This is a genomic window from Kitasatospora sp. NPDC085879, from assembly GCF_040686255.1.
Taxonomy (GTDB): Bacteria; Actinomycetota; Actinomycetes; order Streptomycetales; family Streptomycetaceae; genus Kitasatospora.
Window position 1 is genome coordinate 127,157 of the sequence record NZ_JBFBJZ010000008.1, and the last position, 23,370, is coordinate 150,526.

At 75.9% G+C, this 23,370-nt stretch carries 23 protein-coding genes and 1 pseudogene; 11 read left to right on the plus strand and 13 right to left on the minus strand.

The genetic code is table 11. The annotated features are described in order from the left end of the window. Window positions 1–130: 130 nt before the first annotated feature. From AB0P35_RS08975 to dacB, 3 genes are all read left to right on the plus strand, one after another. Window positions 131–436, plus strand: coding sequence for a hypothetical protein (locus AB0P35_RS08975; protein ID WP_095876106.1), 306 nt, complete (start codon window positions 131–133; stop codon window positions 434–436). Beyond that, the gene (locus tag AB0P35_RS08980; protein WP_363508388.1) at window positions 414–1,814 is read left to right on the plus strand and encodes a PQQ-binding-like beta-propeller repeat protein; all 1,401 of its coding nucleotides are present in this window, start codon (window positions 414–416) and stop codon (window positions 1,812–1,814) included. The genes AB0P35_RS08975 and AB0P35_RS08980 overlap by 23 nt, the downstream gene beginning before the upstream one ends. Window positions 1,815–2,028: 214 nt before the next feature. Continuing rightward, a complete protein-coding gene (dacB, locus tag AB0P35_RS08985; RefSeq protein WP_363508391.1) occupies window positions 2,029–3,651 on the plus strand; it encodes a D-alanyl-D-alanine carboxypeptidase/D-alanyl-D-alanine-endopeptidase in 1,623 nt (540 codons plus the stop codon). A gap of 73 nt (window positions 3,652–3,724) precedes the next feature. Here dacB and AB0P35_RS08990 read toward each other — a convergent pair whose 3' ends face one another. From AB0P35_RS08990 to AB0P35_RS09015, 6 genes are all read right to left on the minus strand, one after another. Next, window positions 3,725–4,870, minus strand: coding sequence for a hypothetical protein (locus tag AB0P35_RS08990; RefSeq protein WP_363508394.1), 1,146 nt, complete (start codon window positions 4,868–4,870; stop codon window positions 3,725–3,727). A gap of 130 nt (window positions 4,871–5,000) precedes the next feature. Further along, on the minus strand, window positions 5,001–6,212 hold the full coding sequence (locus AB0P35_RS08995) for a hypothetical protein (protein ID WP_363508397.1): 1,212 nt from the start codon (window positions 6,210–6,212) through the stop codon (window positions 5,001–5,003). A gap of 10 nt (window positions 6,213–6,222) precedes the next feature. Continuing rightward, the gene (locus AB0P35_RS09000; RefSeq protein ID WP_363508400.1) at window positions 6,223–7,926 is read right to left on the minus strand and encodes a serine/threonine-protein kinase; all 1,704 of its coding nucleotides are present in this window, start codon (window positions 7,924–7,926) and stop codon (window positions 6,223–6,225) included. A gap of 178 nt (window positions 7,927–8,104) precedes the next feature. Continuing rightward, complete coding sequence (locus AB0P35_RS09005; protein ID WP_257019392.1) at window positions 8,105–8,413, minus strand: DUF1876 domain-containing protein; 309 nt, start codon at window positions 8,411–8,413, stop codon at window positions 8,105–8,107. Continuing rightward, window positions 8,410–8,580, minus strand: a complete 171-nt coding sequence (locus AB0P35_RS09010) for a hypothetical protein (protein WP_363508403.1) — start codon at window positions 8,578–8,580, stop codon at window positions 8,410–8,412. Before AB0P35_RS09010 ends, AB0P35_RS09005 begins: the two co-directional genes overlap by 4 nt. A 201-nt stretch (window positions 8,581–8,781) precedes the next feature. Continuing rightward, window positions 8,782–9,285 carry an HD domain-containing protein gene (locus tag AB0P35_RS09015; protein WP_363508406.1) on the minus strand — a complete coding sequence of 168 codons (504 nt, stop codon included), beginning with the start codon at window positions 9,283–9,285 and terminating at the stop codon, window positions 8,782–8,784. 92 nt (window positions 9,286–9,377) lie between these two features. Here AB0P35_RS09015 and AB0P35_RS09020 point away from each other — a divergent pair, with 92 nt between their 5' ends. Then, window positions 9,378–10,007 carry a uridine kinase gene (locus AB0P35_RS09020; RefSeq protein ID WP_095876112.1) on the plus strand — a complete coding sequence of 210 codons (630 nt, stop codon included), beginning with the start codon at window positions 9,378–9,380 and terminating at the stop codon, window positions 10,005–10,007. Window positions 10,008–10,152: 145 nt separating this feature from the next. Here AB0P35_RS09020 and AB0P35_RS09025 read toward each other — a convergent pair whose 3' ends face one another. Together AB0P35_RS09025 and AB0P35_RS09030 are read right to left on the minus strand one after the other, a co-directional pair. Beyond that, entirely contained in the window at window positions 10,153–11,289 is a 1,137-nt protein-coding gene (locus AB0P35_RS09025; protein WP_363508413.1) for a DUF6596 domain-containing protein, read from the minus strand. Window positions 11,290–11,296: 7 nt separating this feature from the next. Continuing rightward, entirely contained in the window at window positions 11,297–11,704 is a 408-nt protein-coding gene (locus AB0P35_RS09030; RefSeq protein ID WP_363508416.1) for a YciI family protein, read from the minus strand. Between the two features lie 173 nt (window positions 11,705–11,877). Here AB0P35_RS09030 and AB0P35_RS09035 point away from each other — a divergent pair, with 173 nt between their 5' ends. Continuing rightward, window positions 11,878–12,903, plus strand: coding sequence for an RNA ligase family protein (locus tag AB0P35_RS09035; protein ID WP_363508419.1), 1,026 nt, complete (start codon window positions 11,878–11,880; stop codon window positions 12,901–12,903). A 27-nt stretch (window positions 12,904–12,930) separates the two neighbouring features. Here AB0P35_RS09035 and AB0P35_RS09040 read toward each other — a convergent pair whose 3' ends face one another. Beyond that, window positions 12,931–13,719, minus strand: a complete 789-nt coding sequence (locus AB0P35_RS09040) for a DNA-formamidopyrimidine glycosylase family protein (protein ID WP_363508422.1) — start codon at window positions 13,717–13,719, stop codon at window positions 12,931–12,933. 61 nt (window positions 13,720–13,780) lie between these two features. On the opposite strand from AB0P35_RS09040, the gene AB0P35_RS09045 reads away from it, so the two are divergent. Both AB0P35_RS09045 and AB0P35_RS09050 read left to right on the plus strand, forming a co-directional pair. Next, entirely contained in the window at window positions 13,781–13,915 is a 135-nt protein-coding gene (locus AB0P35_RS09045) for a hypothetical protein (RefSeq protein ID WP_363508425.1), read from the plus strand. 67 nt (window positions 13,916–13,982) lie between these two features. Beyond that, entirely contained in the window at window positions 13,983–14,429 is a 447-nt protein-coding gene (locus AB0P35_RS09050) for a hypothetical protein (RefSeq protein WP_363508427.1), read from the plus strand. Here AB0P35_RS09050 and AB0P35_RS09055 read toward each other — a convergent pair. Then, window positions 14,408–15,877, minus strand: a complete 1,470-nt coding sequence (locus AB0P35_RS09055; RefSeq protein WP_363508430.1) for a phosphatase PAP2 family protein — start codon at window positions 15,875–15,877, stop codon at window positions 14,408–14,410. The genes AB0P35_RS09050 and AB0P35_RS09055 overlap by 22 nt on opposite strands. Window positions 15,878–16,161: 284 nt before the next feature. Between AB0P35_RS09055 and AB0P35_RS09060 the strand changes: the two genes are divergently transcribed. Continuing rightward, complete coding sequence (locus tag AB0P35_RS09060; RefSeq protein WP_363508433.1) at window positions 16,162–17,217, plus strand: NAD-dependent epimerase/dehydratase family protein; 1,056 nt, start codon at window positions 16,162–16,164, stop codon at window positions 17,215–17,217. Window positions 17,218–17,331: 114 nt separating this feature from the next. Here AB0P35_RS09060 and AB0P35_RS09065 read toward each other — a convergent pair whose 3' ends face one another. The 3 genes from AB0P35_RS09065 to AB0P35_RS09075 all read right to left on the minus strand — a co-directional run bounded on the left by AB0P35_RS09065 (window position 17,332) and on the right by AB0P35_RS09075 (window position 20,975). Further along, window positions 17,332–18,453: an epoxide hydrolase family protein gene (locus tag AB0P35_RS09065; RefSeq protein WP_363508436.1), complete on the minus strand. Its 1,122-nt coding sequence runs from the start codon at window positions 18,451–18,453 to the stop codon at window positions 17,332–17,334. 626 nt (window positions 18,454–19,079) lie between these two features. Next, the gene (locus AB0P35_RS09070; protein WP_363508439.1) at window positions 19,080–20,240 is read right to left on the minus strand and encodes a HAMP domain-containing sensor histidine kinase; all 1,161 of its coding nucleotides are present in this window, start codon (window positions 20,238–20,240) and stop codon (window positions 19,080–19,082) included. A 6-nt stretch (window positions 20,241–20,246) separates the two neighbouring features. Further along, entirely contained in the window at window positions 20,247–20,975 is a 729-nt protein-coding gene (locus AB0P35_RS09075; protein WP_363508441.1) for a response regulator transcription factor, read from the minus strand. 255 nt (window positions 20,976–21,230) lie between these two features. On the opposite strand from AB0P35_RS09075, the pseudogene AB0P35_RS09080 reads away from it, so the two are divergent. The 3 genes and pseudogenes from AB0P35_RS09080 to AB0P35_RS09090 form a co-directional block, all read left to right on the plus strand. Further along, window positions 21,231–21,818: pseudogene (locus tag AB0P35_RS09080) on the plus strand (glycosyltransferase family 2 protein); the annotation flags it as partial. Continuing rightward, window positions 21,792–22,529, plus strand: a complete 738-nt coding sequence (locus AB0P35_RS09085) for a DUF2064 domain-containing protein (protein ID WP_363508587.1) — start codon at window positions 21,792–21,794, stop codon at window positions 22,527–22,529. The pseudogene AB0P35_RS09080 and the gene AB0P35_RS09085, both read left to right, overlap by 27 nt. Next, a complete protein-coding gene (locus AB0P35_RS09090) occupies window positions 22,526–23,206 on the plus strand; it encodes a class I SAM-dependent methyltransferase (RefSeq protein WP_363508444.1) in 681 nt (226 codons plus the stop codon). The genes AB0P35_RS09085 and AB0P35_RS09090 overlap by 4 nt, the downstream gene beginning before the upstream one ends. The last annotated feature ends 164 nt before the right edge of the window (window positions 23,207–23,370 follow it).

Here is a 23,370-nt window from a genome sequence, read left to right on the forward strand (position 1 = left end):
TTCCGGAGCCCGGCCCGACGGGCCCTCGACATGCCCACGGCAGGGTGATTCGGCCCGAATCAGGTGTGTCACCCGGTATGTCTTGGGGCATGACGTGTTCGTACTGTCGGCCGCACATCGGGGAGGCTCCGTGAACACCTGGGCGACCTGGACCACGCAGGGCATTCTCGCCGGCACCGGAGGGGTGCGGACGGTCGAGTTGGGCGTCATCAAGGGCGATCTGACGGTCCACACCACGTGGATCGACGGTGAGGCCCGGCTGACGGTGCAGTACAGCGGCGCGCTGGACTGGTTCACCGTGGAGGGCAGCCCGGTGCCCGCCGGGGACGAGGCGACAGCCCGCGAACTCCACCAGCGCATGGTGGAGGCGGTGAAGGCCGGCGGCGGCGCGACCGCCCCGACGAAGGCCGACGGTGGCGCGACCGCTCCGAGCTGACCGTCGGCGGACGCTGCCCGCGGTCGCCGCCGCCCTGGCCGCCCTGATGGCCGGCTGCACTCTGGGCGGCGGCGCGCCCTCCCCCACCGCGGCGCCGTCCACCGTGGTCGCCACCGCGGCCTCCCCGACCCCGCTGAAGGCCGGCGACTGGCCCGGCTACCACCGCGACGCGCTGCGCACCGGTACGGCACCGGACGCGGCCCCGGTCGGGCCGCTCGGCACGGCCTGGACGGCGAAGCTCGACGGCGCGGTGTACGGGCAGCCGCTGGTGGTCGGCGACAGGGTGCTCGCCGCGACCGAGAACAACACGGTGTACGGGCTGGACGCGGCGAGCGGCGCGGTGCTGTGGAGCCGTCACCTGGGCGCCCCGGCCCGGACGGCGGACTTGCCCTGCGGCAACATCGACCCGCTGGGGATCACCGGCACCCCGGTCTACGACCCGGCGACCGGGCGGGTGTTCGCGGTCGCCGAGCTGGCCGGCGGCCGACACGTGCTGGCCGGGCTGAACGCGGCGACCGGGGCGCTGGAGGTACAGCGCGCGGTCGAACCGCCGAAGGGCTACCGGCCCGCCCACCAGCAGCGCTCCGCGCTCGCGCTGTGGAACGGCCGGGTGGTGATCGCCTACGGCGGGCTCTTCGGCGACTGCGGCGACTATGTCGGCAGTGTGCTGTCGGTGGCGACCAGCGGCGCCGGGCCGGTGCTCTCCTACGCGGTGCCGACCGGCCGCGAGGGCGGGATCTGGGCGAGCGGCGGCCCGGTGGTGGACGGCGACCGGCTGCTGGTCGCCGTCGGCAACGGCGAGTCGACGGGCGGCTCGTACGACGGCTCGGACTCGGTGCTCGCGCTCTCTCCCGAGTTGCGGCGGGTGGACTGGTTCGCCCCGTCGAGCTGGGCGGACGACAACTCCCGGGACCTCGATCTCGGTTCGCTCTCGCCGGTGCGGGTGGGCGGCCACGTGCTCGCCGTCGGCAAGCGCGGCGAGGCGTACGTGCTGGACGCGCAGCGCCTCGGCGGCATCGGCGGGCAGGTCGCGCAGGCGACGGTCTGCCCGGCGTACGGCGGCGCCGCGGTGGACGGTTCGACGGTCTACGTGCCCTGCCTGCACGGCCTGGCCCGGCTGACGGTGGGCCAGGACGGCTCGGTGCACCAGGACTGGCAGGTGGAGCTGGGGCGCGGCGGCTCGCCGGTGGTCGGCGGCGGCGCGGTCTGGGTGGTGGACAACGAGCGCGGTGTGCTGCTCGCCCTCGACCCGGCGACCGGCCGGACGCTGCAGCAGGCGAAGACCGGCCCGGCCCCGCACTTCGCCTCCCCGGTGCTCGCCGGCGGGCGGGTCCTGGTCGGCACGATGAACGGGGTCACGGCCTTCTCGGTCGGCTGATTTCCGCCCCCCGGGCCGGCCGTGCGCCCCGGCGGAAAATTCTCCGCGCTTCCGTGATACCTATCGGTCCACCGGCGCGTCTATGAGTGCGAGGGCCGCCGACCGCCCCTGGCCAAGATCAACTGACGGCACGTCAGATGGTAATGTACAGGCCAAACGGGGGCGTGGGCGACAACACACACGCTCCCCGCCGGACCCGATTCCTGGAGCATCTGTGCCCGCACGCCTGTACCGCCGTGGCCTGCCGCTCGCGGCCGCGGCCCTCGCCGCCTCCCTGCTCGCCGGCTCGGCCCAGGCCGACAACCCCGCCCCGGCCGACGCGACCCTGACGGCCGACCTCGACGCCCTGCTGGCCGACGCCCGCCTCGCCAACGCGCAGGCCGGCGTCCAGGTCCTCGACGCGACGACCGGCCAGGTGCTGTACTCCCGTCAGCCCGGCGCGCTGCTCACCCCGGCGTCCACCATGAAGACCGTCACCTCCACCGCCGCCCTCGAACTGCTCGGCGCCGACCACCGGTTCACCACCGAGGTCCGCACCACCGGCACCACGTACGGCGGCAAGCTCGTCGGCGACCTGGTGCTGCGCGGCGGCGGCGACCCCAGCCTGCTCGTCCAGGACCTCGACGACCTGGCCGCCAAGGTCGCCGCGTCCGGCATCACCACCGTCACCGGCCGGGTGCTCGCCGACGGCAGCCGCTACGACTCCACCCCGCTCGGCCCGGGCTGGGCCTGGGACGACGAGCCGTACTCGTACAGCCCGCAGATCTCCGGCCTTACGGTCGCCAACGACCCCGAGTACCAGATGGACACCGTCCAGGTGACCGTCACCCCCGGTGCCGCCGGCGAGAAGGCCAAGGTCGCCCTGGTACCCGCCGAGGCGCCGATGAAGTTCACCGGCGGCATCACCACCGGCGCGGCCGGCAGCGGCGCCACCGCCGACGTCGAACGCCGCCGTGGCGCCAACGAGCTGCTGCTCTCCGGCAGCATCGCGGCCGGCGCCGCTCCGGCCACCTACTGGGTGACGGTCGAGGACCCGGCCACCTACGCCGCCAAGGTCTTCGCCGGCGCGCTCGCCCGGCACGGTGTGAAGGTGCAGCGCGGCGTGCAGACCGCGACCGGCTCCGAGACCTCGCAGCCGCTCGCCTCGCACGACTCCAAGACCCTCGCCGAGCTGGTCGTGCCGATGCTGAAGATCAGCAACAACGGCATAGCCGAGCACCTGACCAAGGAGATCGGCAAGGTCAAGGGCGGCAAGGGCGACTGGGCCACCGGCATCAACCAGGTCAAGGCCTTCCTCAAGGCCAACGGCCTGGAGACCCCGGCCGGCCGCCAGGTCGACGGCTCAGGCCTCTCCCGCTACGACCTGATCACCCCGGCCAAGATGGCCGGCCTGCTCAAGGTCGCCCAGGACAAGCCCTGGTTCAACGCCTGGTACAACGCCCTGCCGGTGGCCGGCAACCCCGACCGGATGGTCGGCGGCACCCTGGCCGCCCGCATGCGCGGCACCAAGGCCGAGAACAACGTGCACGCCAAGAGCGGCTCGATGAGCGGCGTCGACAACCTGATGGGCTACGCCACCGCGCCCGACGGCCACAAGCTGATCTTCTCGGTGATGGTCAGCAACTTCGCCGGCACCAGCCCCCGTCCGGTGATCGACGCCATCGCCGTCCGCCTCGCCTCCGGCCCCGCCGCCACCCCGAGCGCGCCGGCCGCCACGCCCGTCACCCCGAAGCTCAAGTCGCTGAACGCGCCCGCCCGCGGCGGCGACGAGGCCACCGGCAGCACCGCCGGCACCGGCACCCGCTGGGAGGACTGCGAGACCGTCGGCCGCTGCTGACACTCCCCGCTCCGGCACACCGCGGCCGGGCACCGTCGGGCGCATGCCCCGGCGGTGCCCGGCCGCGGTCGTGTCAGGCGGCGCCGCCGCGGCCGGGGTCGGGCTTCCCGGCCTGCGGCTTTCCGGACGGCTTCCCCGTGTGTGGCTTTCGGGTGGACGGCTTGCGGGCAGGCGGCTTTCCGGCAGTCGGCTCGGCGGCAGACGGCTTTCCGGCGGCGGTCGGGGGCTTGCGAAGGTCGGCCCGGCGGTCGGCGGTCCCGCGGAGGGTGCGGGGCGGCTTCACGAGCGGCAGGGTGCGGCCGCGGACCACCCGCCACACCCCCGTCGGACACGGGCCCGCGTAGCGGCGCAGGCGGTCCGGCTCCAGGGTGCGCAGCCGCAGGTCGAGGCAGCTGTCGTGGTCGGCCTCCGGGTTCCACGTCCGGGTGGGCAGCCGGATGTGGTCGCTGCGGCTGAGCCAGTCCTGGCTGGTGCTCTTCAGCACCTCAAGCCGGTCGTCCAGGACGCGCACCACCAGCACCGGCCGGTCCTTGGACTCGCCTGATTCGGCGAACGGCACGTCCGCCCACCACATCTCGCCGGGGACCGGCCGTCGCCCCGGTGGGTGGATGCCGCCGCCCGTCCACTCGACCGGGGGCAGGCCGGCCGCCAGCCGTACCCGGGGCAGCCGCCAGGCCGCGGCCGCCGTGGTCCCCAGGGCCACCACGACGGCCACCGCGGCGAGCACCGCGACCGTCGAACGCTCCGGCGACCGGGCCAGCCACACCGCGGACGCCACCAGGGCCGCACCGGCACCGACCACGGCGGGCACCGGGCCCCGGTTGAGCAGCCCCCAACCGAGGATGCAGAGCACCACGCCGAAGGTGGTCACCGCGCCCAGCCCGAGCAGGTGGTCGAAGTCAGGGCCGCCGCGGTGGTACGAGAGCAGTGCGGTGAGCACGGCCGCGGCGAACAGGGCGAGTGCCCGGACGGCGAGCCGGTGCCAGGGGAACCGGCGGCGGCGGTCCGGCCGGTAGCCCCAGGCCGTGGCCACCGCGGTCGCCACCGCCAGGGCCGCCAGGGCCGGCCACTGGTCGGGGCTCTGCGCGACCTCGCGCTCCACCTCCGGGTCCGTGTGGCGAAGGTGGACGACCAGCACGGCGCAGGCCACATAGGTCAGCGAGGTCAGCCAGAGCACCGGCAGCAGGAGCACGAACCGCTTCGCGGAGCGCAGGATCATGCACGCAGGGTAGGGCAGGCCGGGCGCGCCCGACAGGGCCGTCCCGGAACCTGGTTGACACCGTGTCAGTAACAGGCCGGCACCCGGCCCACGAGGACCGGGTGCCGGGTGCCGGACGGCGAGGTACGCGTCAGCGGCAGGTGTAGGGGAAGGTCACCGAGGAGGTGCCGCTGCCCGGGCCGACGATCTCCAGGGTGGCGGTCGCCTGCATGCTGCCGTGGCCCTGGAAGGTCCACCGCAGCACCACGTCGGTAGTGCGGCGGCCGTTGGAGACCGGCTGGGTGAGCACGCCCGAGTCCGTGCCGTCGCTGCGCTTCCAGCGGTACCGGACGTTGCCCGCGCCGCCCTGGGTGGCGATCGAGCCGGTGATGACGGCCGTACCGTCGCAGGACGGGCCCTGCGTGTTGTCGGTGCGGACGCTGACGCCCGTCACCGCGACGGGCCTGCCGTAGCGGTCCCAGGCCAGCCAGGCGAGCACGGCGAGCAGCAGGAGCAGCGGCAGCAGCAGCCAGCGGCGGCGTCGGCGCTTCGGCGGCTCCGGGGCCGGCGGCACCGCGGTCGCCCCGTGCCAGACCGCGGCGGCCTGCGGGGGCACGCCCGGGCCGAACCGCTGCAGCCCGTCCTGCGGGGCGGGCGCGGGCTGGGCCACGGGCACCGGGGTACCCATGGCGGGGGTGAGGGGCGTGCCCATGGCGGGGGTCAGCGGCGTGCCCATCGCCGGGGTGACGACGGGCGTGCCCATGGCCGGGGTCGGCGTGGGGACGGCGGTGCCGACCGGCGGGGTCGGCCAGACCTGCGGGTCGAGGAAGGTGGCGCTCTCGAAGCCCTCGGCCGGCGGCTGCTGCTGCGGGGGCGGCGGGACGTACGCCTGCGGCGCCGGCCGCCCCTTCGCGGTGTCCAGCCGGACGGTGGCCTCGGGGTTCGGCTGCGCCGGCCCGAGCCGGACGGTGCCCTCCGGGTCCGGCTTGGCGGTGTTCAGGCGCACGGTGCCGTCCAGGTCCGGCTGCTTCGCCGGGCCGAGCCGGACGGTGCCCTCCGGGTCGGCCGCGGGCACGGGGGCGGCGTTGAGCCGGACGGTGGCGTCCGGGTTCGGCCTCGGCGCGTTGAGGCGCACGGTGGCGTCCGGGTTCGCCGCGGGGGCGTTCAGCCGGACCGTGGCGTCCGGGTTGGTCGCGGGAGCGCTCAGGCGCACCGTGGCGTCGGGGCCGGGTGCGGAGCCGAGCCGGACGGTCGACTCCGGGTCGGGCGCGGGCGTGCCGAGACGTACGGTCTCGTCCGCCGTGGGCGGCTTGGCGCCGAAGCGGACGGTGGCGTCCTCGTCGGGCTGCTGCGGGGTGCTCATTTCTCGTTCCTCAGGTCAGGATGACGCAGTAGCTCGTGTTGACGGGACCGGACGTGCTGCCCTGACCCGATTCGGCCGCCGGGTTCGAGCTCACCCTCGCGCTCCAGGAGCCCGAGGTGCTCGGAGCCGACACGGTGGTGGTGAAGGGCGTCTTCGCCCCCTTCGGAATGGTGATGGGGACGGTGGAGGCCGGCAGGCGGCTTCCACTGGCGTACCAGGCGACGGTCACCGTGCCGCTCGCCGCACCGTTGTGCTCGACCGTGATCCTGGCGACCACCTCGTAGGACCGGCTGCCACACGTGGTGCTGACGCTCAGCCGGAGGACCCGCAGGGTCGGCGGCGGCGGGGCGCTGGTGGTGGGGGTGGTCGGCGGGGTGGTGGGCGGCGTCGTCATCGGCGGGGCGACGGTGGGCTTCTTGGTCGGGGTGGGGTTCGGCGAGGCGAACGGAGAGGTGGACGGCGAAGCGCTCGCCGAGGGGGAGGCGGACTCCGAGGGCGAGGCCGACGGGGAGGCGGAGGCCGAAGCGGAGGGCGAGGCGGACTCCGAGGGCGCCACGGGGCCGTCGGAACCGAAGGTCGTGGTGGCGCGCGGGGCGGCGACCTCGGTGGTCGTGGTGGAGTCGGAGGCGCCGGCGGCGGCGACCCCGGCGAGGGTGCCGCCGAGCAGGACGAGTCCGGCCGCGACGCTCAGCAGCTTGGCCCGCGGGCCGAACCGCCGCACCGCCGTGATCGGGTCCGGGGGCTCCGGCAGCGTGGTGGTGGCGACCGAGGTGTTGCCGACCGCGTGCCCGTGCGGGCTGGGCAGCAGCAGCGGCAGCAGGGCGACCAGGCCGGCCAGCTGGCGGCGGCCGCGCTCCTCCCACTCCGGCCCGTACGCGCCGGAGGCGACCGCGTCGAGCTCGGCGACCAGATCGGCCGCGCCGTCCGGCCGGTCCGTCGGGGTCTTGGCGAGGCCGGATCGGATCAGCGGCCGCAGCGCCTCGGGCGCCTGGTCGTCGGGGATGTCCGCCTCGGTGTGCTGGACGGCCAGTTCCATCAGCGTGGTGCCCGCGTACGGCTTGGCACCGGTGAGGCACTCGAAGAAGGTCGCGGTGGCGGCGTAGACGTCGCCCCGCGGGGAGGCGGGCTCGCCGGTCCACTGCTCGGGCGCCATGTAGGCGGGGGTGCCGGCGATGTCGCCCTTGGCGCCGGTGGGTACCGCGATGCCGAAGTCGACCAGCTTGGAGACGCCCTCGGTGGTGACGAGGACGTTGCCGGGCTTGTAGTCGCGGTGCACCACGCCGGCCCCGTGGGCGTCGGCGAGGCCCAGCAGCGAGCCCTTGAGCACGGCCAGCGCGGCCTCGGGGCCGGTGGCGCCCTCGGCCTGCAGCAGGTCGCGCAGGGAGACGCCGTCGACGAGCTCCATGACGATGGCGGCGCCGCGCGGGCCCTCCACGTACTCGTACAGGCGGGTGACGTGCGGGGAGTCGAGCCCGGCGAGCAGCTCGGCCTCGGTGCGGAAGTTCTCGTGGTCGGCGTGCTCGCCGTTGAGGTACTTGACCGCGACGGGCATGCCGGTCGCGTCGTGGCGGGCCAGCACGACGCGCCCGGCCGCTCCCGCGCCGAGTTCGCGCTCGTGGGTGTAGCCGGGCAGCTCCCAGCGTGCGTCCTGCGGTACCGCAGCGTCCTGGGGGGCCTGGCCCTCCGGGCCGCCCTTGCCTCTGTTCTCGTCCACCGTTCCTGCCACCATGCCGTCGATACCGTACCGGGTGTACGGGCACCGACAGTGACGCACCCGCGGCCCGGAGGGTTCCGGTCCACGGGTGCTGGAAGGTCACGATTCAGCCGTTTCGCACACTACTTGTCGCCTTCAGCTACTTCCTTGCGGCGGCGGGCGGGTCGGTCGTGCACGGTCACTCCGTGTCGCGGCGGCGGGCCGACTCGGCGGCCTCCGCGGCGACGGACCCGGCGTGCACGAGGCGGTGCCCGAGGTCGAGCAGGGCGCGGCCGACGGCGAGCTCGTCGCCGATCGCGGGCACGGCGGGGTCGTGGCTGCTGCGGCGGGCCTCGGCGTCGGCCTGCATCGCGCCGGCGCCCTCCAGGACGGTGCCGGCGGACTCGAGGACGGCGTGCGCCCGGGTGACGTCGCCGTCCTCGGTGACCATCAGCCGTACCTGCCACTCGCTGGTGTGCGGCCCCTCGGCCGCGAGCGAGCCGCTCACCGGTCGAGCCCCTCGGCGGGCTCGTCGAGGCGGTCGCCCTCGGCCGAGGACTCGTCCTGCGCGTGCGCGGTCTGGTACGAGGTGATGCCCTCCTCGGGGTCCCGCGAGCGCACGTCCTCCTCGTCCCGCTCCGCCTTGTCGTTCATCCGCTGCTGCATGTCGGACATGGCCGCTCCCTGTGCTCGGGCGGTCGGCGGGCCCGTGGCACCCGGCGGAGGCTGGCCGCCGCGGCGGGCGGGGCCGGCCGCGTTCCTGGTTCCAGCGTGCTCCTGCCCGGGCCCGCGGGCCACAGCGCGCCGTCCGCCGGGTGGTGCGGCCGTCCGGGTCGTCCGGGTCGTCCGGTCGTCCGGGTCAGCCGGTCGTCCGGGTCAGCCGAGTTCGTCCAGCAGGCCGGGGTTGACCAGGCCAACGACCGTGCAGACGTCCGCCGCGCCGACCGCCGGCCACAGCACCCGGCGGGCCGCCCGGTAACGCTCGGCGAGCCGGCGGCGGTCCGCCTCGTCCAGCCGGGCGGCCCGGTCGGGCAGCGAGTTGTGCGCGTTGTCGGAGATCTTCAGCAGGGTCGCCGAGTGGTCGGCGGTGATCTGCTCCAGCATCGCCGGGTAGGCGGTGCCCGGGACCTTGGTGACCCGCCGGACGGTCGCCACCACCGCGGACGGAACGCCCGCCCGCAGCAGGTCCTCCGCGGTCAGCGGGGTGTCCTCCAGGACGTCGTGCAGCAGCCCCGCCATCTGCAGGCCGGTGCCGAACGGCGCCAGGCCGGCGGCCACCGCCCTGACGTGCTCCACGTACGGCACGCCGATCTTGTCCGTCTGCCCGGCGTGCGCGTCGGCGGCCAGGGCGTCCACATCGGCAAGGCTCAGCTCGGACACGGCGGTCTCCCATCGGTGCGGGCGCCGGGCCCCGACGGCCCGTCAGCCGCGGCGAAATATAGTCGGCCGAGCCGACGGGAAGGAGCAGCAGGGTGCGGGTGACACCGATCTCCCCGGAACGGCTGACCGCGCTGGTCGCCGACCGGATCGAGGACGCCGCGCGGGACGCCCCGTGGGTGCGGGTCGCCGTGGACGGTGCTGCCGCCGCCCGGCCGGACGCCCTCGCCGACGCCCTGGTCGGGCCGCTGCGGCTGCGCGGCCGCCCGGTGCTGCGGGTGTCCGCCGCGGACTTCCTGCGGCCCGCCTCGATCCGCCTGGAGTACGGCCGGCACGACACCGACGCCTTCCACGACCTGTGGCTGGACGACGGCGCACTGCTGCGCGAGGTCCTCGCCCCGCTCGACCCGGGCGGCAGCGGGCGGGTGCTGCCCTCGCTCCGGGACGCGGCCGCCGACCGGGCCACCCGCGCCCCGTACACCGAACTGCCGCCCGGCGGGGTGCTGCTGCTCGCGGGCCCGCTGCTGCTCGGCCGCTGGCTGCCCTTCGAGCTGACCGTCCACCTCGCGATGGGCCCGGCCGCGCTCGCCCGGCACACCGCCGAGGACGAGCGGTGGACCCTGCCCGCCTTCGCCCGCTACGAGGAGGAGACCCGCCCCCGGGAGGCCGCCGATCTCGCCGTGAAGGTCGACGACCCCCGGCACCCGGCCCTCGTCGAACCGTGACCCGCCCGGATCGGCACCGGACCGGGCGGTGCGCGGCGTCAGGCGAGCATCTGCCCTGCCGTGTCACGGAGTTGGTCGTGCCGGTGGCGCAGCTGGACGGGCCCGTGCCGGTGGACCAGGCGGCGCCGACTCGTCGCGCTGCTCGTCACCGACTGTTGAGCCGGGCGGCCTGCCGTGTCAGGTGGTCGCGCTCGCCGAGATTGGGTGCTCGGTGGGCCGCCTCGGCGTACAGCCGTGCCGCCGTCGCGAGGTCGCCGTCGCGTTCGTGGAGGTGGGCCGCCACGGCGGTGTGGCGGGGCAGGGTGTCGTCCAGTTCCGCGAGCGCCGCCAGACCGGCGCGCGGTCCGTCGGCCTCGCCGACGGCGACGGCACGGTTGAGCCTGGCGATCGGGCTGTCGGTGAGGCGCACGAGTTCGTCGTACCACTCGACGATCTGCACCCAGTCGGTCTCGTCGGCGGCGGGCGCGTCGGCGTGCAGGGCCGCGATCGCGGCCTGGGCCTGGAACTCGCCCAGCCGGTCCCGGGCGAGGGCCGCCTGCAGGATCTCCACGCCCTCGGCGATGGTTGCGGTGTCCCACCGGCCCCGGTCCTGTTCGGCGAGCGGCACCAGGCTGCCGTCGGGCGCCGTGCGGGCCGCCCGCCGGGCGTGGTGGAGCAGCATGAGGGCGAGCAGCCCGGCCGCCTCGGGGTGGTCGATCGCCGCGGCGAGCTGCCGGGTGAGCCGGATCGCCTCGGCGGCGAGGTCGACGTCGCCGGAGTAGCCCTCGTTGAAGACCAGGTAGAGGACGCGCAGCACGGTGGCGACGTCGCCGGGCCGGTCGAGCCGCGCGCCGGCCACGGTGCGCTTGGCCCGGCTGATCCGCTGCGCCATGGTCGCCTCGGGCACCAGGTAGGCCTGGGCGATCTGGCGGGTGGTCAGTCCGCCGACGGCGCGCAGCGTGAGCGCGACCGCGGACGCCGCTGTGAGGGACGGGTGGGCGCACAGGAAGTACAGCCACAGCGTGTCGTCCGCCGCGGGCGCGGGCCCGGGCGGCGGTTCCTCCTCGGCGAGGTCCTCACGGCGCCGGCGGGCGGTGTCCGCCCGGGCCGTGTCGAGGAACTTGCGCCAGGCGACGGTGATCAGCCAGCCCTTCGCGTCCTGCGGCATGTCGGCGGGCCAGACGCGGACCGCCTCGACCAGCGCGTCCTGGACGGCGTCCTCGGCCGCCGCGAAGTCGGCTCCGCGGCGGACGAGGACGGCGAGCACGCTCGGGGTGAGGCTGCGGAGCAGTGCCTCGTCCATCAACGGCTCACTCCGTGACAGTGGGCGGCGCGGCCAGGAAGGGGCGCAGTTCGAGCCACTCGTGGATCGGCCGGCCGCCGGCCCCGGGGGCGGCGGACAGTTCCCCGGCGAGTTCGACGGCGCGCTCGTAGCTGTCGACGTCGATCACCATCCAGCCGGCGATCAGGTCCTTCGTCTCGGCGAACGGGCCGTCGGTGACCGGCGGCCGGCCCTCGCCGTCGTACCGGACGAAGGTCCCCTCGGGGGCGAGCGCCTGGCCGTCGACGAACTCGCCGGTCTTCTCCAGCCGGGCCGCGAAGTCGTGCATGTACTGCATGTGCGCCGAGATCTCCTGCGGCGTCCACCGGTCCATCGGCACGTCGTTGACGGCAGCCGGGGCGCCCCGGTAGTGCTTCAGCAGCAGGTACTTGGCCATGGTGTCTCTCCTCGGTCCTGGTGCGACCCATTCTGGTCGCGTTCACCCCTGGGACGGAGCCGACTCCGCGTTCTCGACATCGCCGCCGGAATTTCTTTCCGACCGGGACGCGGGTGCACCGGGAGTCGGTAATCCCGTTGCCGGCGGGTGGCGCGGGCCGGGATCCTCGGCGGATGTCCGAGAGCGCCTTCGTCCCGTATCCGAAGATCCCCGAGCGGGCGGCCCTCAGCCGGTCCGCCGTCCACCGCTGGGCCGCCACCGAGAAGGTGCACGGCGCCCATCTCGCGCTGGTCTGCGAGGACGGCGGCGGCGTGCGCGCGGCCAAGCGGCGCGGGCTGCTCGCGGGCGACGCCCTGGACGGCTTCTTCGGGCTCGCCCGGATCTGGCCCGCACTGGCGGTGTCCGCCCGCCGGGCCGCCGGGGCCCTGCGCGAGGAGTACCGCGCGCCGGGGCGGGTGGTGCTGTACGGCGAGCTGTTCGGCGGCCGGTACCCGCACCCGCGGGTCGCGCCGGCGGAGGGCGTCCCGGCCGTGCAGACCGGTGTCTGGTACGCGCCCGACCTGCACTGGTCGGCCTTCGACGCGGTGGTGGAGGCCGACGGCGGCCCGCGGTGGGTCGGCGACGCGGCGCTGCGGCGGGCCGCCGGCGCGGCCGGGCTGTGCTGCGCGCCGCTGCTGGCCGAAGGGCCCCTCGTCCGACTGCAGGAGCTCCCGGCGGTCTTCCCGAGCCGGGTCCCCGCCCTGTTCGGCCTGCCGCCGCTGGCGGGCAACCTCGCCGAGGGGTACGTGCTGAAGCCCGCCGGGGACGTGCCGGTGGCCGCCGGGCGGCCGGTGCTCAAGGTCAAGCAGGCCGGATTCGCCGAGGACGCCCGGTACGCCGGGGCGCGCCCGTACACCGTGCCGCCCGGCGGCGCGGCGGGCGTCCCCGGCTGGCTGGTCGAGCAGGCGGCGGCGCTGCTCACCCCCGCCCGGGCTGCCTCCGCGGTCTCCAAGCTGGGCCCTGCCGCCGCCCCTGCGGACCTCGCCGCCGAACTCGCACGGGACGCCGTCGAGGACCTCGCCGACCGGCTCGGCGGCCTCCCCGCCGCACAGGCCGCCCGCCTGGCCGGCTGCCTGCACGGCGCCGCCCAGGAGCTGGCCCGCCTGGACGCCTGCGACCGCACCGCATCTCCCCGCACCGCATCACCCCGGACCGCCTGACCGCCGGGCGCGGCCCCGGCGGGCGGCTCAGGTCGGGGTGGGGCCGTGCTGGCAGTGCGGGCACCAGTAGGCGGGCCGGTCCTGCGCGTACGAGGCCGTCCGCAGTGGGGTGCCGCAGCGGGCGCAGGGGCGGCGGGCCCGGCCGTAGACCCAGGTGCGGCGGTCCGGGTGCGGGTCGCGGGTGGTGATCCGCTCGGCCCGCAGTTTGTTGGCCTCCAGCAGCTGCTGCGCCTTGGCGAGCATCCGGTCGAGCACGGTGACCTCGCCGACCGGGGTCCACGGGGTGACGCCGGCCATGAAGCAGAGCTCGTTGGCGTACACGTTGCCGATGCCGGCCAGGTTCTGCTGGTCGAGCAGGGCCTCGCCGACCGGGCGCGCGGGGTCCGCGGTGAGGCGGCGCAGTGCCTCGGCGGCGTCCCAGTCCGGGCCGAGCAGGTCGGGGCCGAGGTGGCCGACGGCGCGGCCCTCGTCGGCGGTGCGGAGCAGTTCGACGACGGGCAGGCGGTAGCCGACGGCGGTGCGGTCGGCGGTGCCGAGCACGGCGCGGATCTGGTGCGCGGGGCCGCCGTGCCACGCCTCGCCGGCCCGGAAGACGGCCCAGCGGCCGTCCATCCGCAGGTGGGTGTGGAGGGTGAGGCCGCCGTCGAAGCGGGTGAGCAGGTGCTTGCCGCGCGGCACGACGTCCAGCACCAGGCGGTCCGTCAGGTCGGCGGTGGCGTGCGCGGGCACCCGCAGGTCCGCCGCGGTCAGCCGGTGGCCGGCCAGGGCCTCGCGGAGCTTCGCCGCGGTGCGGTACACGGTGTCGCCTTCGGGCACTCCCCCATCATGCCGCCCGGCGGTGGCACCCGGTGGCAGGATGCGTCCCGGGGAGGGGGATGTGCTGGACGGCCGGCTGGTGCGGGACGGCTCGGAGTGCGAGGCGCGCCGCGCGGTGGCCGTCCACGACATCGGCCGGTTCGTGCCGGGCGGGCGGCTGCGGTCGAGGCCGCTGCTGGAGCCCGCCGACGGCTGACCTCGCCCCCTCTCGTGCCCTCCGGATGCCCGCGGTGTCAGGATGCGTCCGGGACGAAGGGGGCACGGTGACCGGTCAGGCTGTGCGCAGGACGGCGGAGTGCGGGGCGTGCGGCGGTGTCGTCCTCCGGGAGATCGGCCAGGTCGTGCGGTCGGGGCGGCTCGGCTGGGGCGTCGACACGGACTGCGGCGGTTGCTCGGCCATCTCCTGCGACGACAGCTGGGGCCCGGCGCCCGACTCCGTCCGGCAGGCGCTGCTGGCCGAGTACGGCGCTGCCACCGTCCGCCCGGCGGCGCCCCCGGCGAGCCGGCTCGCCGTGCTCCGGGCCCTGCGCGAGGACGGCACGCGCTCCCTCGCCGAGGCGCGCCGACGCGCGGACGAACTGGTGGGGACCGGCCTCACCGGCACCCTGGTCGAGACGGAGTACCTGGCCGAGCGCCTCCGGCAGCACGGGGTGCCGGCCGTGGTCGAGCCGGCCGGCGCCGTGCCCGGTCAGGGACCGGCCGGGCGGTAGACGGTGAGGGCGGCGGGCGTCTTCGCGAGCAGCAGGCGGTCGGGGGCGTCGACGACCTCGCCGTCGACGGCGGCGTGGGCGACGGCGCGCAGGTCGGTCAGTTCGAGCGCCGGCAGGCGGGCCTCGCGGTAGACCGGGGAACGGCCGAGGGTGCCGAGCAGGAAGGCGGCGACCAGCCGGGTGCGGGCGAAGGGGTGGCTGCCGTCGACCGCGCGGACGTCGAGCAGGCCGTCGTCGAGCCGGGCGCGCCGGGTCGGGGCGAAGCCGGGCGGGTCGTACACGCCGTTGCCGGCGAAGAGCAGCCAGATGTTGCGGGGCACGCCGGCGACGGAGACCCGGACGGGTTCGGCGGCGGAGAGCACCTCGACGAGGGCGAGGGCCAGCGCGGGCCACTTGCCGATCCGCTTCTCGTGCTTCTCGCGGGTGCGGACGAGGTCGGGGTAGACGCCGATGCTGAAGGTGTTGAGGAAGGGCTGGTCGGTGCCGCCCGGGCCGCGGACCTGTCCGAGGTCGACGGCGACGGCGCTGCCGGACTCCACCGCGTCGGCGGTGTCGGCGAGTTCGGCGACGCCGAGGTCGAGGGCGAAGTGGTTGAGGGTGCCACCGGGGAAGACGGCGAGCGGCAGGGCGGTGCGGCCGGCCACGGTGGCGGCGAGGTTGACGGAGCCGTCGCCACCGCAGATGCCGAGCGCGCCGCCGGCGTCGGCGGCCCGGGCGGCGGCCCGCTCGACCAGGGCGGGCAGGTCGTCCTCGGGCCCGCGTTCGAGGATCTCCGCCTCGGGCAGCAGCCGGCGGAGTTCGGCGAGGGTGGTCTCGGGGCCGTCCGGCCCGGAGTCGGCGTTGACCACGACGACCAGGCCGGCGCCGCGCGGCAGGGCGGGGGCGGTGATCCGCGGCGGGGCCGCCCCGGCCGGCTCCTCCGCGGCGCGCGGCCACCACCGCGTGGTGAGCAGGGCGGCGCCGGCGCCGAGCGCGGCCCCGGCGAGCACGTCGCCCGGGTAGTGCACGCCGACGTACACCCGGGAGGCCATCACGCCGAGGGCGAGCGGTGCCGCGCAGACGGCGAGGGCGGGCGACTCCAGGACCAGGCCGACCGTGAACGCGGCGGCGGAGGCGGAGTGCCCGGAGGGGAAGGAGGTGGTCACCGGCTGCACGGAGAGGCGTCGGGCGAGCGGGACGTCGTCGAGCAGCGGGCGGGGCCGCCGGGTGGCGTACTTCGCCGGGACGTTCGCCAGCAGCGAGGCGAGCGCCAGCGATCCCGCACCGCGCAGCGCGGCCCGCCGGGCGGTGCGGTCGCCGGTGGCGGCGAGCGCGGCGGCGACGCCGAACCAGAGCACCCCGTGGTTGGCCGCGGCGCTCAGCCGGGGCAGCACGGGGTGGGCGCCGCGCAGCCGGCTGACGGCGACGCGGGCGAAGAGTCGGCGGTCGAGACTGCGCAGGGCCCTCATGGAGCCAGCGTAGGCCCTCTCTTCCGGATCTTGCCGGGCGCGCGACGCCGGACATCCCGCCTGGACGCACCGGCGAATCATCCAAGTACGGTCCAGTACAAGGACGATCCGCCGGCACGCCCAGCCGGGCGCCCAACGCCGCGCGCTGATCCGGCAAGATCCGAAAGAGAGGGCCTCGGCCGAGCCGCCCCGCAATGCCTTCGGTCGCGCGCGGGTCTTACGAGGTGCTGACGGTCCGCCACGGAACCCGGACCGGCGGCGGCCGCCGGGCTAGCGTCGGCCGTATGGAGATTCTGCTGACCGGCGGCGCCGGCTTCATCGGGTCGGCCGTGGCGCGTCGGCTGGCGGCGGCCGGCCACGGGGTGCGGGTGCTGGACGCGCTGCTGCCCGCGGTGCACCCGCACGGCCGGGCGCCGGAACTGCCCGAGGGCGTGCTGTTCGAACAGGCGGACGTACGGGACGCGGACGCGGTGGAGCGGGCGCTGCGCGGGGTGGACGCGGTCTGCCACCAGGCGGCGATGGTCGGGCTGGGGCTCGACCTGGACGACGCGCCCGCGTACGTGGCCTGCAACGACCTGGGGACGGCGGTGCTGCTCGCCGCGATGGCCAGGACGGGTGTGCGGGACCTGGTGCTGGCCGGCTCGATGGTGGTGTACGGGGAGGGCCGGTACACCTGCGACGAGCACGGCGCGGTGGCGCCGGGGCCGCGCCGACCGGCCGACCTGGACGCGGGCCGGTTCGAGCCGCCGTGCCCCCGCTGCGGGGCCCCGCTGACGGCGGGTCGGGTGGCGGAGGACGCCCGGCCGGACCCGCGCAACGTCTACGCGGCGAGCAAGCTCGCGCAGGAGCACCTGGCGTCCGCCTGGGCGCGGGCCTGCGGCGGCCGGGTGCTGACGCTGCGCTACCACAACGTGTACGGGCCGGGGATGCCGCGGGACACCCCGTACGCGGGGGTGGCCGCACTGTTCCGGTCGGCGCTGGCCCGCGGCGAGGCGCCGCGGGTGTTCGAGGACGGCGGCCAGCGACGCGACTTCGTGCACGTCGCGGACGTGGCGGAGGCCAACGCGGTGGCGCTCGGCGCGGTCGCCGGCCGGCCGGCCGGGACGGCGCGGGCGTACAACGTGGGCAGCGGGCAGGTGCGGACCGTCGGCGCGATGGCCCGGGCGCTGTCGGAGGCCTGCGGCGGACCCGAACCGGTGGTGACCGGCGAGTACCGGCTGGGCGACGTCCGGCACATCACGGCGGACTCGGGGCGGCTGCGCGAGGAACTCGGCTGGCAGGCGCGCACGGACTTCGCCGCCGGGATGCTCGAATTCGCGGCGGCGCCGCTGCGGGGCTGAGCAGCCGGGCTGCCCGGTCGGGCCGGGCGGTCGGTTCCGGCTCTGATCCGAGTCGGACCAGTCGATCATTGGCTGAACCACGCTTCCCCGCCGCGCTGCGAGGGCTGAGGATGCCTATCGTGGCGCGGTGAAGAAATCCGCGATGTCGCCGGCGAGCACGTCCGGCACTTCGGCCGCCGCGAAGTGGCCCCCGTGGGGGAAGACCGTCCAGCGCCGCACCTGGTAGAGCCGCTCGTACCAGGAACGCGGTGGCTCTCCTTCGGGCACGAGCTCGTTGGCGAACACCGCCATCGCGGTCGGTACCCGTACCAGGTCGTCGGGCCCGAGTGCCGTGCCGTGCCAGCGGTTGTCGTAGTAGTCGCGCATCGACGAGGTCATGGAGTTCGAAGCCCACCAGACGGTCAACATGGTGAGGAGCGCGTCACGCCCGAACGTGGCGTCGAGGTCGCCGCCGCTGTCCGACCACGAGCGCCACTTGTCCAGCACCCAGGCGGCGAGGCCTGCGGGAGAGTCGTTCAGCCCGTATCCCAGCGTTTGCGGTCGGGTGGACTGCACGGCGCTGTACCCGCGCTCGGTCTCGTCCCAGCGAGCAACGTGGTCGACGTACGCCAGCTCCTCCGGCGACAGCGGCGGCGCACCCGGTCCGGTGTACGGTGACATCTCTGCCGTACTCAAGTGGATGCCGATCATCCGCTCGGGCTGGGACAGCGCCATATGGGTGGCGATCCCGGCGCCGAAGTCGCCGCCGCAGGCGCCGTACCGCTCGTACCCGAGCCCTTGCATGAGCTGGTGCCACAGGCGGGCGACGGACTCCCGGTCGACGCCCACCCGGGGTGGGCGCTGCGAGAAGGCGTAGCCGGGCAGTGATGGCACCACCAGGTCGAACCGGTCGCCGAGGCGGTCGACCAGGCCGAGCAGTTCCACGAACGTGCTGGGCCAGCCGTGCGTCAGGACCAGCGGGATCCTGCCACCGGCCCCACGATGATGCACGAAGTGAATGCGGACGCCGTCGACCTCGGCCATCCGGTGCTCGTAGCGGTTGAGTGCGCGTTCTTGTGCCCGCCAGTCGAATCCGTCAGCCCAGTAGGCCAGCAGGTCATGCAGGTACTCCCGGTCGACGCCCTGGCTCCAAGGCTCCCCGGGCGCCCCATCCGGCCAACGCGTACGTAGGATCCGATCGCGCAGATCGTCCAGGACCGCATCGGGCACGACGATGGTGTATGGCTCAACGTGCATCCACCGATGATAGGAAGCCACGAACTGAACCGCCCTCGCGAATGTTCGCGTCCTGACCGACCGGGCCGCGATCGGCCCCGAGATCCCGAGGGGGTCCGGGCGGACGTCACCTACCTGTGCGACAGCCAGGACGGCGAAAGGTCGTTGAACGTCTCGGTCGAACAGGCGGACCCGGAGGACTCGGAGGCGATCTCCTTCGGCAGCCCCGGACGGCACCGGCCGCCATCCTCTGCGACGGGCTGCCGCACACCCGGACCGTCATCGTGCAGTCGAAGACCTACAACTGGCTGGCCGACGTCCCGGCGATCGCCACCACGACGCTGACCGACCCGGTTCGCTGCCCGACCCGGCCCACGCGGACGCGAAGAAGCTGGTGCTCACGCTCGGCGCCACCCCGCCGCCCACCACGACCGAGCCGCCCACCGGCGAGACCACACCCCCGCCGCCGGCCACCGACACCACACCTCCGCCGGCCGATCCGACGACGCCGCCCGGCGATCCCACGCCCCCGCCCACCGAGCCGAGTTCGGCGCCCGTGCGGTGAGGCCGCGCCGGCCCGGGACGCACCCTGCGCCCCGCGGCCGGCTCCGCCGCTCGGGCAGCGCACCGCTCGGGCAACGCACCGCTCAGGCCCGGGCGGCGGCCGCCGGCAGCGCGATCTCGAAGCAACAGCCCCCGGCGACATTGCGCACCGACGCCCGGCCCTCGTGCGCCTCCACGATGCCCCGGACGATCGCCAGGCCGAGGCCCGCCCCGGAGTCCCCCTGGTGCGGGCCGGCGCCGCCGCCGCTGCTCACCGCACGCGGGGTCCGCGCCGGGCCGCCGCGCCAGCCGGTCTCGAAGACCCGCGACAGGTCGGACTCGGGGATCCCGCCGCAGCCGTCCGTCACCGAGACCAGCACCTCGTCCTGCTCGCGCCGGGCCGCGACCGCCACCACCCCGTCCGCCGGAGTGCAGCGGATCGCGTTGACCAGCAGATTGCCGAGCACCCGGGTGATCTCGCGGCCGTCCACCTCGATCGGCTCGGCGGCGACCCGGCCGCCCTCCAGCCGCACACCGCGCTCGCGGGCCAGCGGCGAGGCGCCCGCGATCGCGTCGCCGACCAGGTCGTAGACCGACACCCGGGACGGCGAGAGCGACAGCGCCCCGGCCTGGATCCGGGACAGCTCGAACAGGTCGTCCACCATGCCGTTGAGCCGGTCCACCTCGGTGCGCATCCGGGTCAGGTAGCGGGCCGGCTCCTCGGCGACGCCGTCCTCCAGCGCCTCCGCCATCGCCCGCAGGCCCGCCAGCGGGGTGCGCAGGTCGTGCGAGATCCAGGCGATCAGCTCCCTACGGGAGTGCTCCAGCGCCTGCTCGCGCCGCCGGGACTCCGCCAGCCGGGCACTGGTCGCCTCCAACTCCGCGCTGAGCTCGGCGAGTTCGCTGCCGAGCGGCTGCGCGGGGGCAGCGAATCCGGTGTCGCTGCCGACCGTTCGGGCCGCCTCGGTCAACGCCCGGCTGCCGGCCACCACTTGGCGGCCCAGCAGGGCGGCCGTGACCAGCGAGACCACGGCCGCCATCAGCGTCACGGTGACCACCACGCCGAGGTCGTGCTCGGAGAGGAACATCGCCTGCGCCACCGAGACGGTGCCCGCGGTCATCGCCACCACCGTCACCACGGCCACGCACAGCAGCGAGAGCGCCACCGACCGGCGGCGCAGCAGCCGCACCACGGGCCAGCCGAGCAGGCCGGCCGCGCCGGCGCCCAGCGCGGCGAAGGCGGCGATCAGCAACAGGTCGCTCATGGCGATTCAGCTCCCCACCGGATCGAAGCGGTAGCCCACGCCCCAGACGGTGCTGATCAGGCGCGGCGCGGCCGGGTCGTCCTCGATCTTCTCGCGCAGGCGGCGGACGTGCACCGTCACCGTGGACAGGTCTCCGAACTCCCAGCCCCAGACCTGCTGCATCAGCTCCTCGCGCCCGAACGCCTGCCCCGGGTGCCGGAGGAAGAACGCCAGCAGGTCGAACTCGCGCAGGGTGAGCGCGAGTTCGGCGCCGCCGCGGCGGGCGCGGCGGGCCTGCGGGTCGAGTTCGAGGCCGCCGCTCACCAGCACCGCGGGCGCGGGCGCGGCAGGCGCCCCGGCGCGGCGCAGCACCGACTGCACGCGCAGCACCAGTTCGCGCGGGCTGAACGGCTTGGTCACGTAGTCGTCCGCGCCGAGTTCGAGGCCGAGGATGCGGTCCGACTCGTCGCCCTTCGCCGTGAGCATCACCACCGGAAGCCGGGCGCCCCGCTCGGTGGCGCGCAGCCGCCGGCACACCTCCAGGCCGTCGATCCCGGGCAGCATCAGGTCGAGCACCACCAGGTCGGGGCCGCTCGCCGCGGCGGCCAGCGCCTGGTGGCCGTCGGCGGCCCGGTCGACCGTGTAGCCGGCGCGCTGCAGGTAGCCGGTGACGACCTCGGCCACCGTCGGATCGTCGTCGACCACCAGGATGCGGCCGGAGGTCGGGGGGCGGCTCGCGCCGTCGGACAGGTTCACACCCCCGAGGATAGGCAGTCCGCAGGGCCCGGCGGGCCTCGCGCGCGGTCCGTACGACTTCCGTAAGAAGCCCCGGGAGACCCTGAGAAGCCCTGTGCGGGCCCTTGCTCCGTACGACTTCCGTAAGGCGCGGAAGCGGTCCGCGGGCCTCGGGGCACGGGTACGTTCACCGGCGTGACTCCTCCCTCCGCTGCTGTCGACGTGGTGCTGCCGTGCCTGGACGAGGCGGCCGCGCTGCCCTGGGTGCTGGGCCGGATGCCGGCCGGCTGGCGGGCCGTCGTGGTGGACAACGGCTCCACCGACGGCTCGGCCGAACTCGCCCGCGAACTCGGCGCCACCGTGGTGCACGAGCCGCGCCGCGGGTTCGGCGCCGCCTGCCACGCCGGGCTGCTCGCCGCCACCGCCGACACGGTCTGCTTCCTGGACTGCGACGCCTCACTGGACCCGCGCCAACTGCCGCGCGTGGTCGGCCCGGTGCTCGACGGCACCGCCGACCTGGTGCTCGGCCGACGCCGCCCGGTCGAGCGCGGCGCCTGGCCGCTGCACGCCCGGCTCGCCAACGCCGAACTGGCCCGCCGGCTGCGCGCCCGCACCGGCGCCGACCTGCACGACCTCGGCCCGATGCGGGCCGCCCGGCGCGAGCGGCTGCTCGCCCTCGGCCTCGGCGACCGGCGCTCCGGCTACCCGCTGGAGATGGTCCTCTCCGGGGCCGCGGCGGGCCTGCGGATCGCCGAGGTGCCGGTGGACTACCGGCCGCGGGCCGGGCGGTCCAAGGTCACCGGGACGGTCCGCGGGGTGCGGCAGGCCGTGCGGGACATGCGCGCCGTGCTGGCGGCACCGCCGCCGACCCTGCTGGTCGTCGCCAAGGAGCCGGTCCCCGGCCGGGTGAAGACCAGGCTGACCCCGCCGTACACACCGGAGCAGGCCGCCGCCCTCGCCGAGGCCGCGCTCGCCGACACACTGCGGACCCTGTCGGCCGTCCCGGCCGGGCGTCGGATCCTGGTGCTGGACGGCTCCCCCGGCCGGTGGCTGCCGCCCGGCTGGGAGGTGGTCCCGCAGCCGGCCGGCGGGCTGGACGTCCGGCTGGCGGCCGCCTTCGCCGGCGCCTCCGCCGGAGGAACTTCGGCGCCCGCGCTGCTGGTGGGCATGGACACCCCGCAGATCGCCGCCCGCACCCTGGCCGAACCGCTCTCCGCCGCCCGGCGGCAGGGCGTCGACGCCTGGTACGGGCCCGCCGCGGACGGCGGCTTCTGGGCCCTCGGCCTGGCCCGGCCCACCCCGGAGACCGCCGCGCGACTGCTGGTCGGCCTGCCGATGTCCACCCCGCACACCGGCGCCGCCCTCGAGGAACGGCTCGCCCGGGCCGGTCTGGTCGTCGGCCGGCTGCCGGTACTGCGGGACGTGGACACCGCCGAGGACGCCGCCCGGGTCGCCGCACTCGCCCCGGCGGGCCGGTTCGCCGCCCGCTGGCGGGAGCTCGGCGATGCGGGAGCCGCAGCGGCCGGTACCACGGCAGCGGCCGCCGGTACGCAGGCCGAGGCGGCCGGCCGATGACGGCTCCCGCCGCGGCACCTGCCGTCGCGGTGGCCCTGCCCTGGGTCGACGACCCCTTCGCCGAGGCGATCCGGGCCGAACGCGGACCGCTCTGGCTGCGCTGCGCGGACGGCCGCCGCATCGCGCTCGACGTGGAACGCTGGTGCGCGCCGGTCGCCGGTGCGGACCACGGGCTGCTCCGGCGCTGCGTCCGGGCCGGGCAGCCGGTGCTGGACATCGGCTGCGGGCCCGGCCGGCTCGTCACCGAACTGCTCGCCCAGGGGCTGCCCGCGCTCGGCGTGGACGTGACCCGGGCGGCGGTCGCCCGCACCGCCGGCCTCGGCGGCGCCGCGCTCTGCCGCTCCGTCTTCGACCGCCTGCCCGGCGAGGGCCGCTGGGGCACCGCCCTCCTCGCCGACGGCAACCTCGGCATCGGTGGCGACCCCGACGCACTGCTCCGACGCGCCGCCGAACTCCTCGCTCCGGCAGGCCTGCTGCTCGTCGAGGTGGAGCCGGAGGAGGTCGACGAACGCCTGCTCGTCCGCGTCGAAGGCCCGGACGGCCGCACCGGCCCTGAGTTCACCTGGGCCCGCCTGGGCGCCCGCGCCACCGCCGCACGCGCGGGCACCGCCGGCCTTCCCGAGGTCGAACGGTGGCACACCGACGGGCGGGCCTTCCTCGCACTGCGGAAGAGATGACGGCGCGTCGGATCTGCTGCGCAAGGCACCGCCGCAGCGGCCCTGGTGGCTCCGGGCTGCTTCCGCCGAAGCACGGACGTTCGGCCGATCCCCCTACACCGACGACCAGGGGGCCGACCGCAGGTCCGCGAGGGTGCGGCGGTCACGGCGGTCGGACGGGCCGC

Bases quoted from the DNA above. Each gene is read 5' to 3' on its own strand.
- AB0P35_RS09090 (WP_363508444.1), top strand. From the start codon at position 22,526: ATGACGGCTCCCGCCGCGGCACCTGCCGTCGCGGTGGCCCTGCCCTGG.
- AB0P35_RS09070 (WP_363508439.1), bottom strand. From the start codon at position 20,240: ATGAGCGACCTGTTGCTGATCGCCGCCTTCGCCGCGCTGGGCGCCGGC.
- AB0P35_RS09030 (WP_363508416.1), bottom strand. From the start codon at position 11,704: ATGGCCAAGTACCTGCTGCTGAAGCACTACCGGGGCGCCCCGGCTGCC.
- AB0P35_RS09060 (WP_363508433.1), top strand. From the start codon at position 16,162: ATGGAGATTCTGCTGACCGGCGGCGCCGGCTTCATCGGGTCGGCCGTG.
- AB0P35_RS09025 (WP_363508413.1), bottom strand. From the start codon at position 11,289: ATGGACGAGGCACTGCTCCGCAGCCTCACCCCGAGCGTGCTCGCCGTC.
- AB0P35_RS08995 (WP_363508397.1), bottom strand. From the start codon at position 6,212: ATGAGCACCCCGCAGCAGCCCGACGAGGACGCCACCGTCCGCTTCGGC.
- AB0P35_RS09065 (WP_363508436.1), bottom strand. From the start codon at position 18,453: ATGCACGTTGAGCCATACACCATCGTCGTGCCCGATGCGGTCCTGGAC.
- AB0P35_RS09010 (WP_363508403.1), bottom strand. From the start codon at position 8,580: ATGTCCGACATGCAGCAGCGGATGAACGACAAGGCGGAGCGGGACGAG.
- AB0P35_RS09055 (WP_363508430.1), bottom strand. From the start codon at position 15,877: ATGAGGGCCCTGCGCAGTCTCGACCGCCGACTCTTCGCCCGCGTCGCC.
- AB0P35_RS08990 (WP_363508394.1), bottom strand. From the start codon at position 4,870: ATGATCCTGCGCTCCGCGAAGCGGTTCGTGCTCCTGCTGCCGGTGCTC.
- AB0P35_RS09035 (WP_363508419.1), top strand. From the start codon at position 11,878: ATGTCCGAGAGCGCCTTCGTCCCGTATCCGAAGATCCCCGAGCGGGCG.
- AB0P35_RS09085 (WP_363508587.1), top strand. From the start codon at position 21,792: ATGCGCGCCGTGCTGGCGGCACCGCCGCCGACCCTGCTGGTCGTCGCC.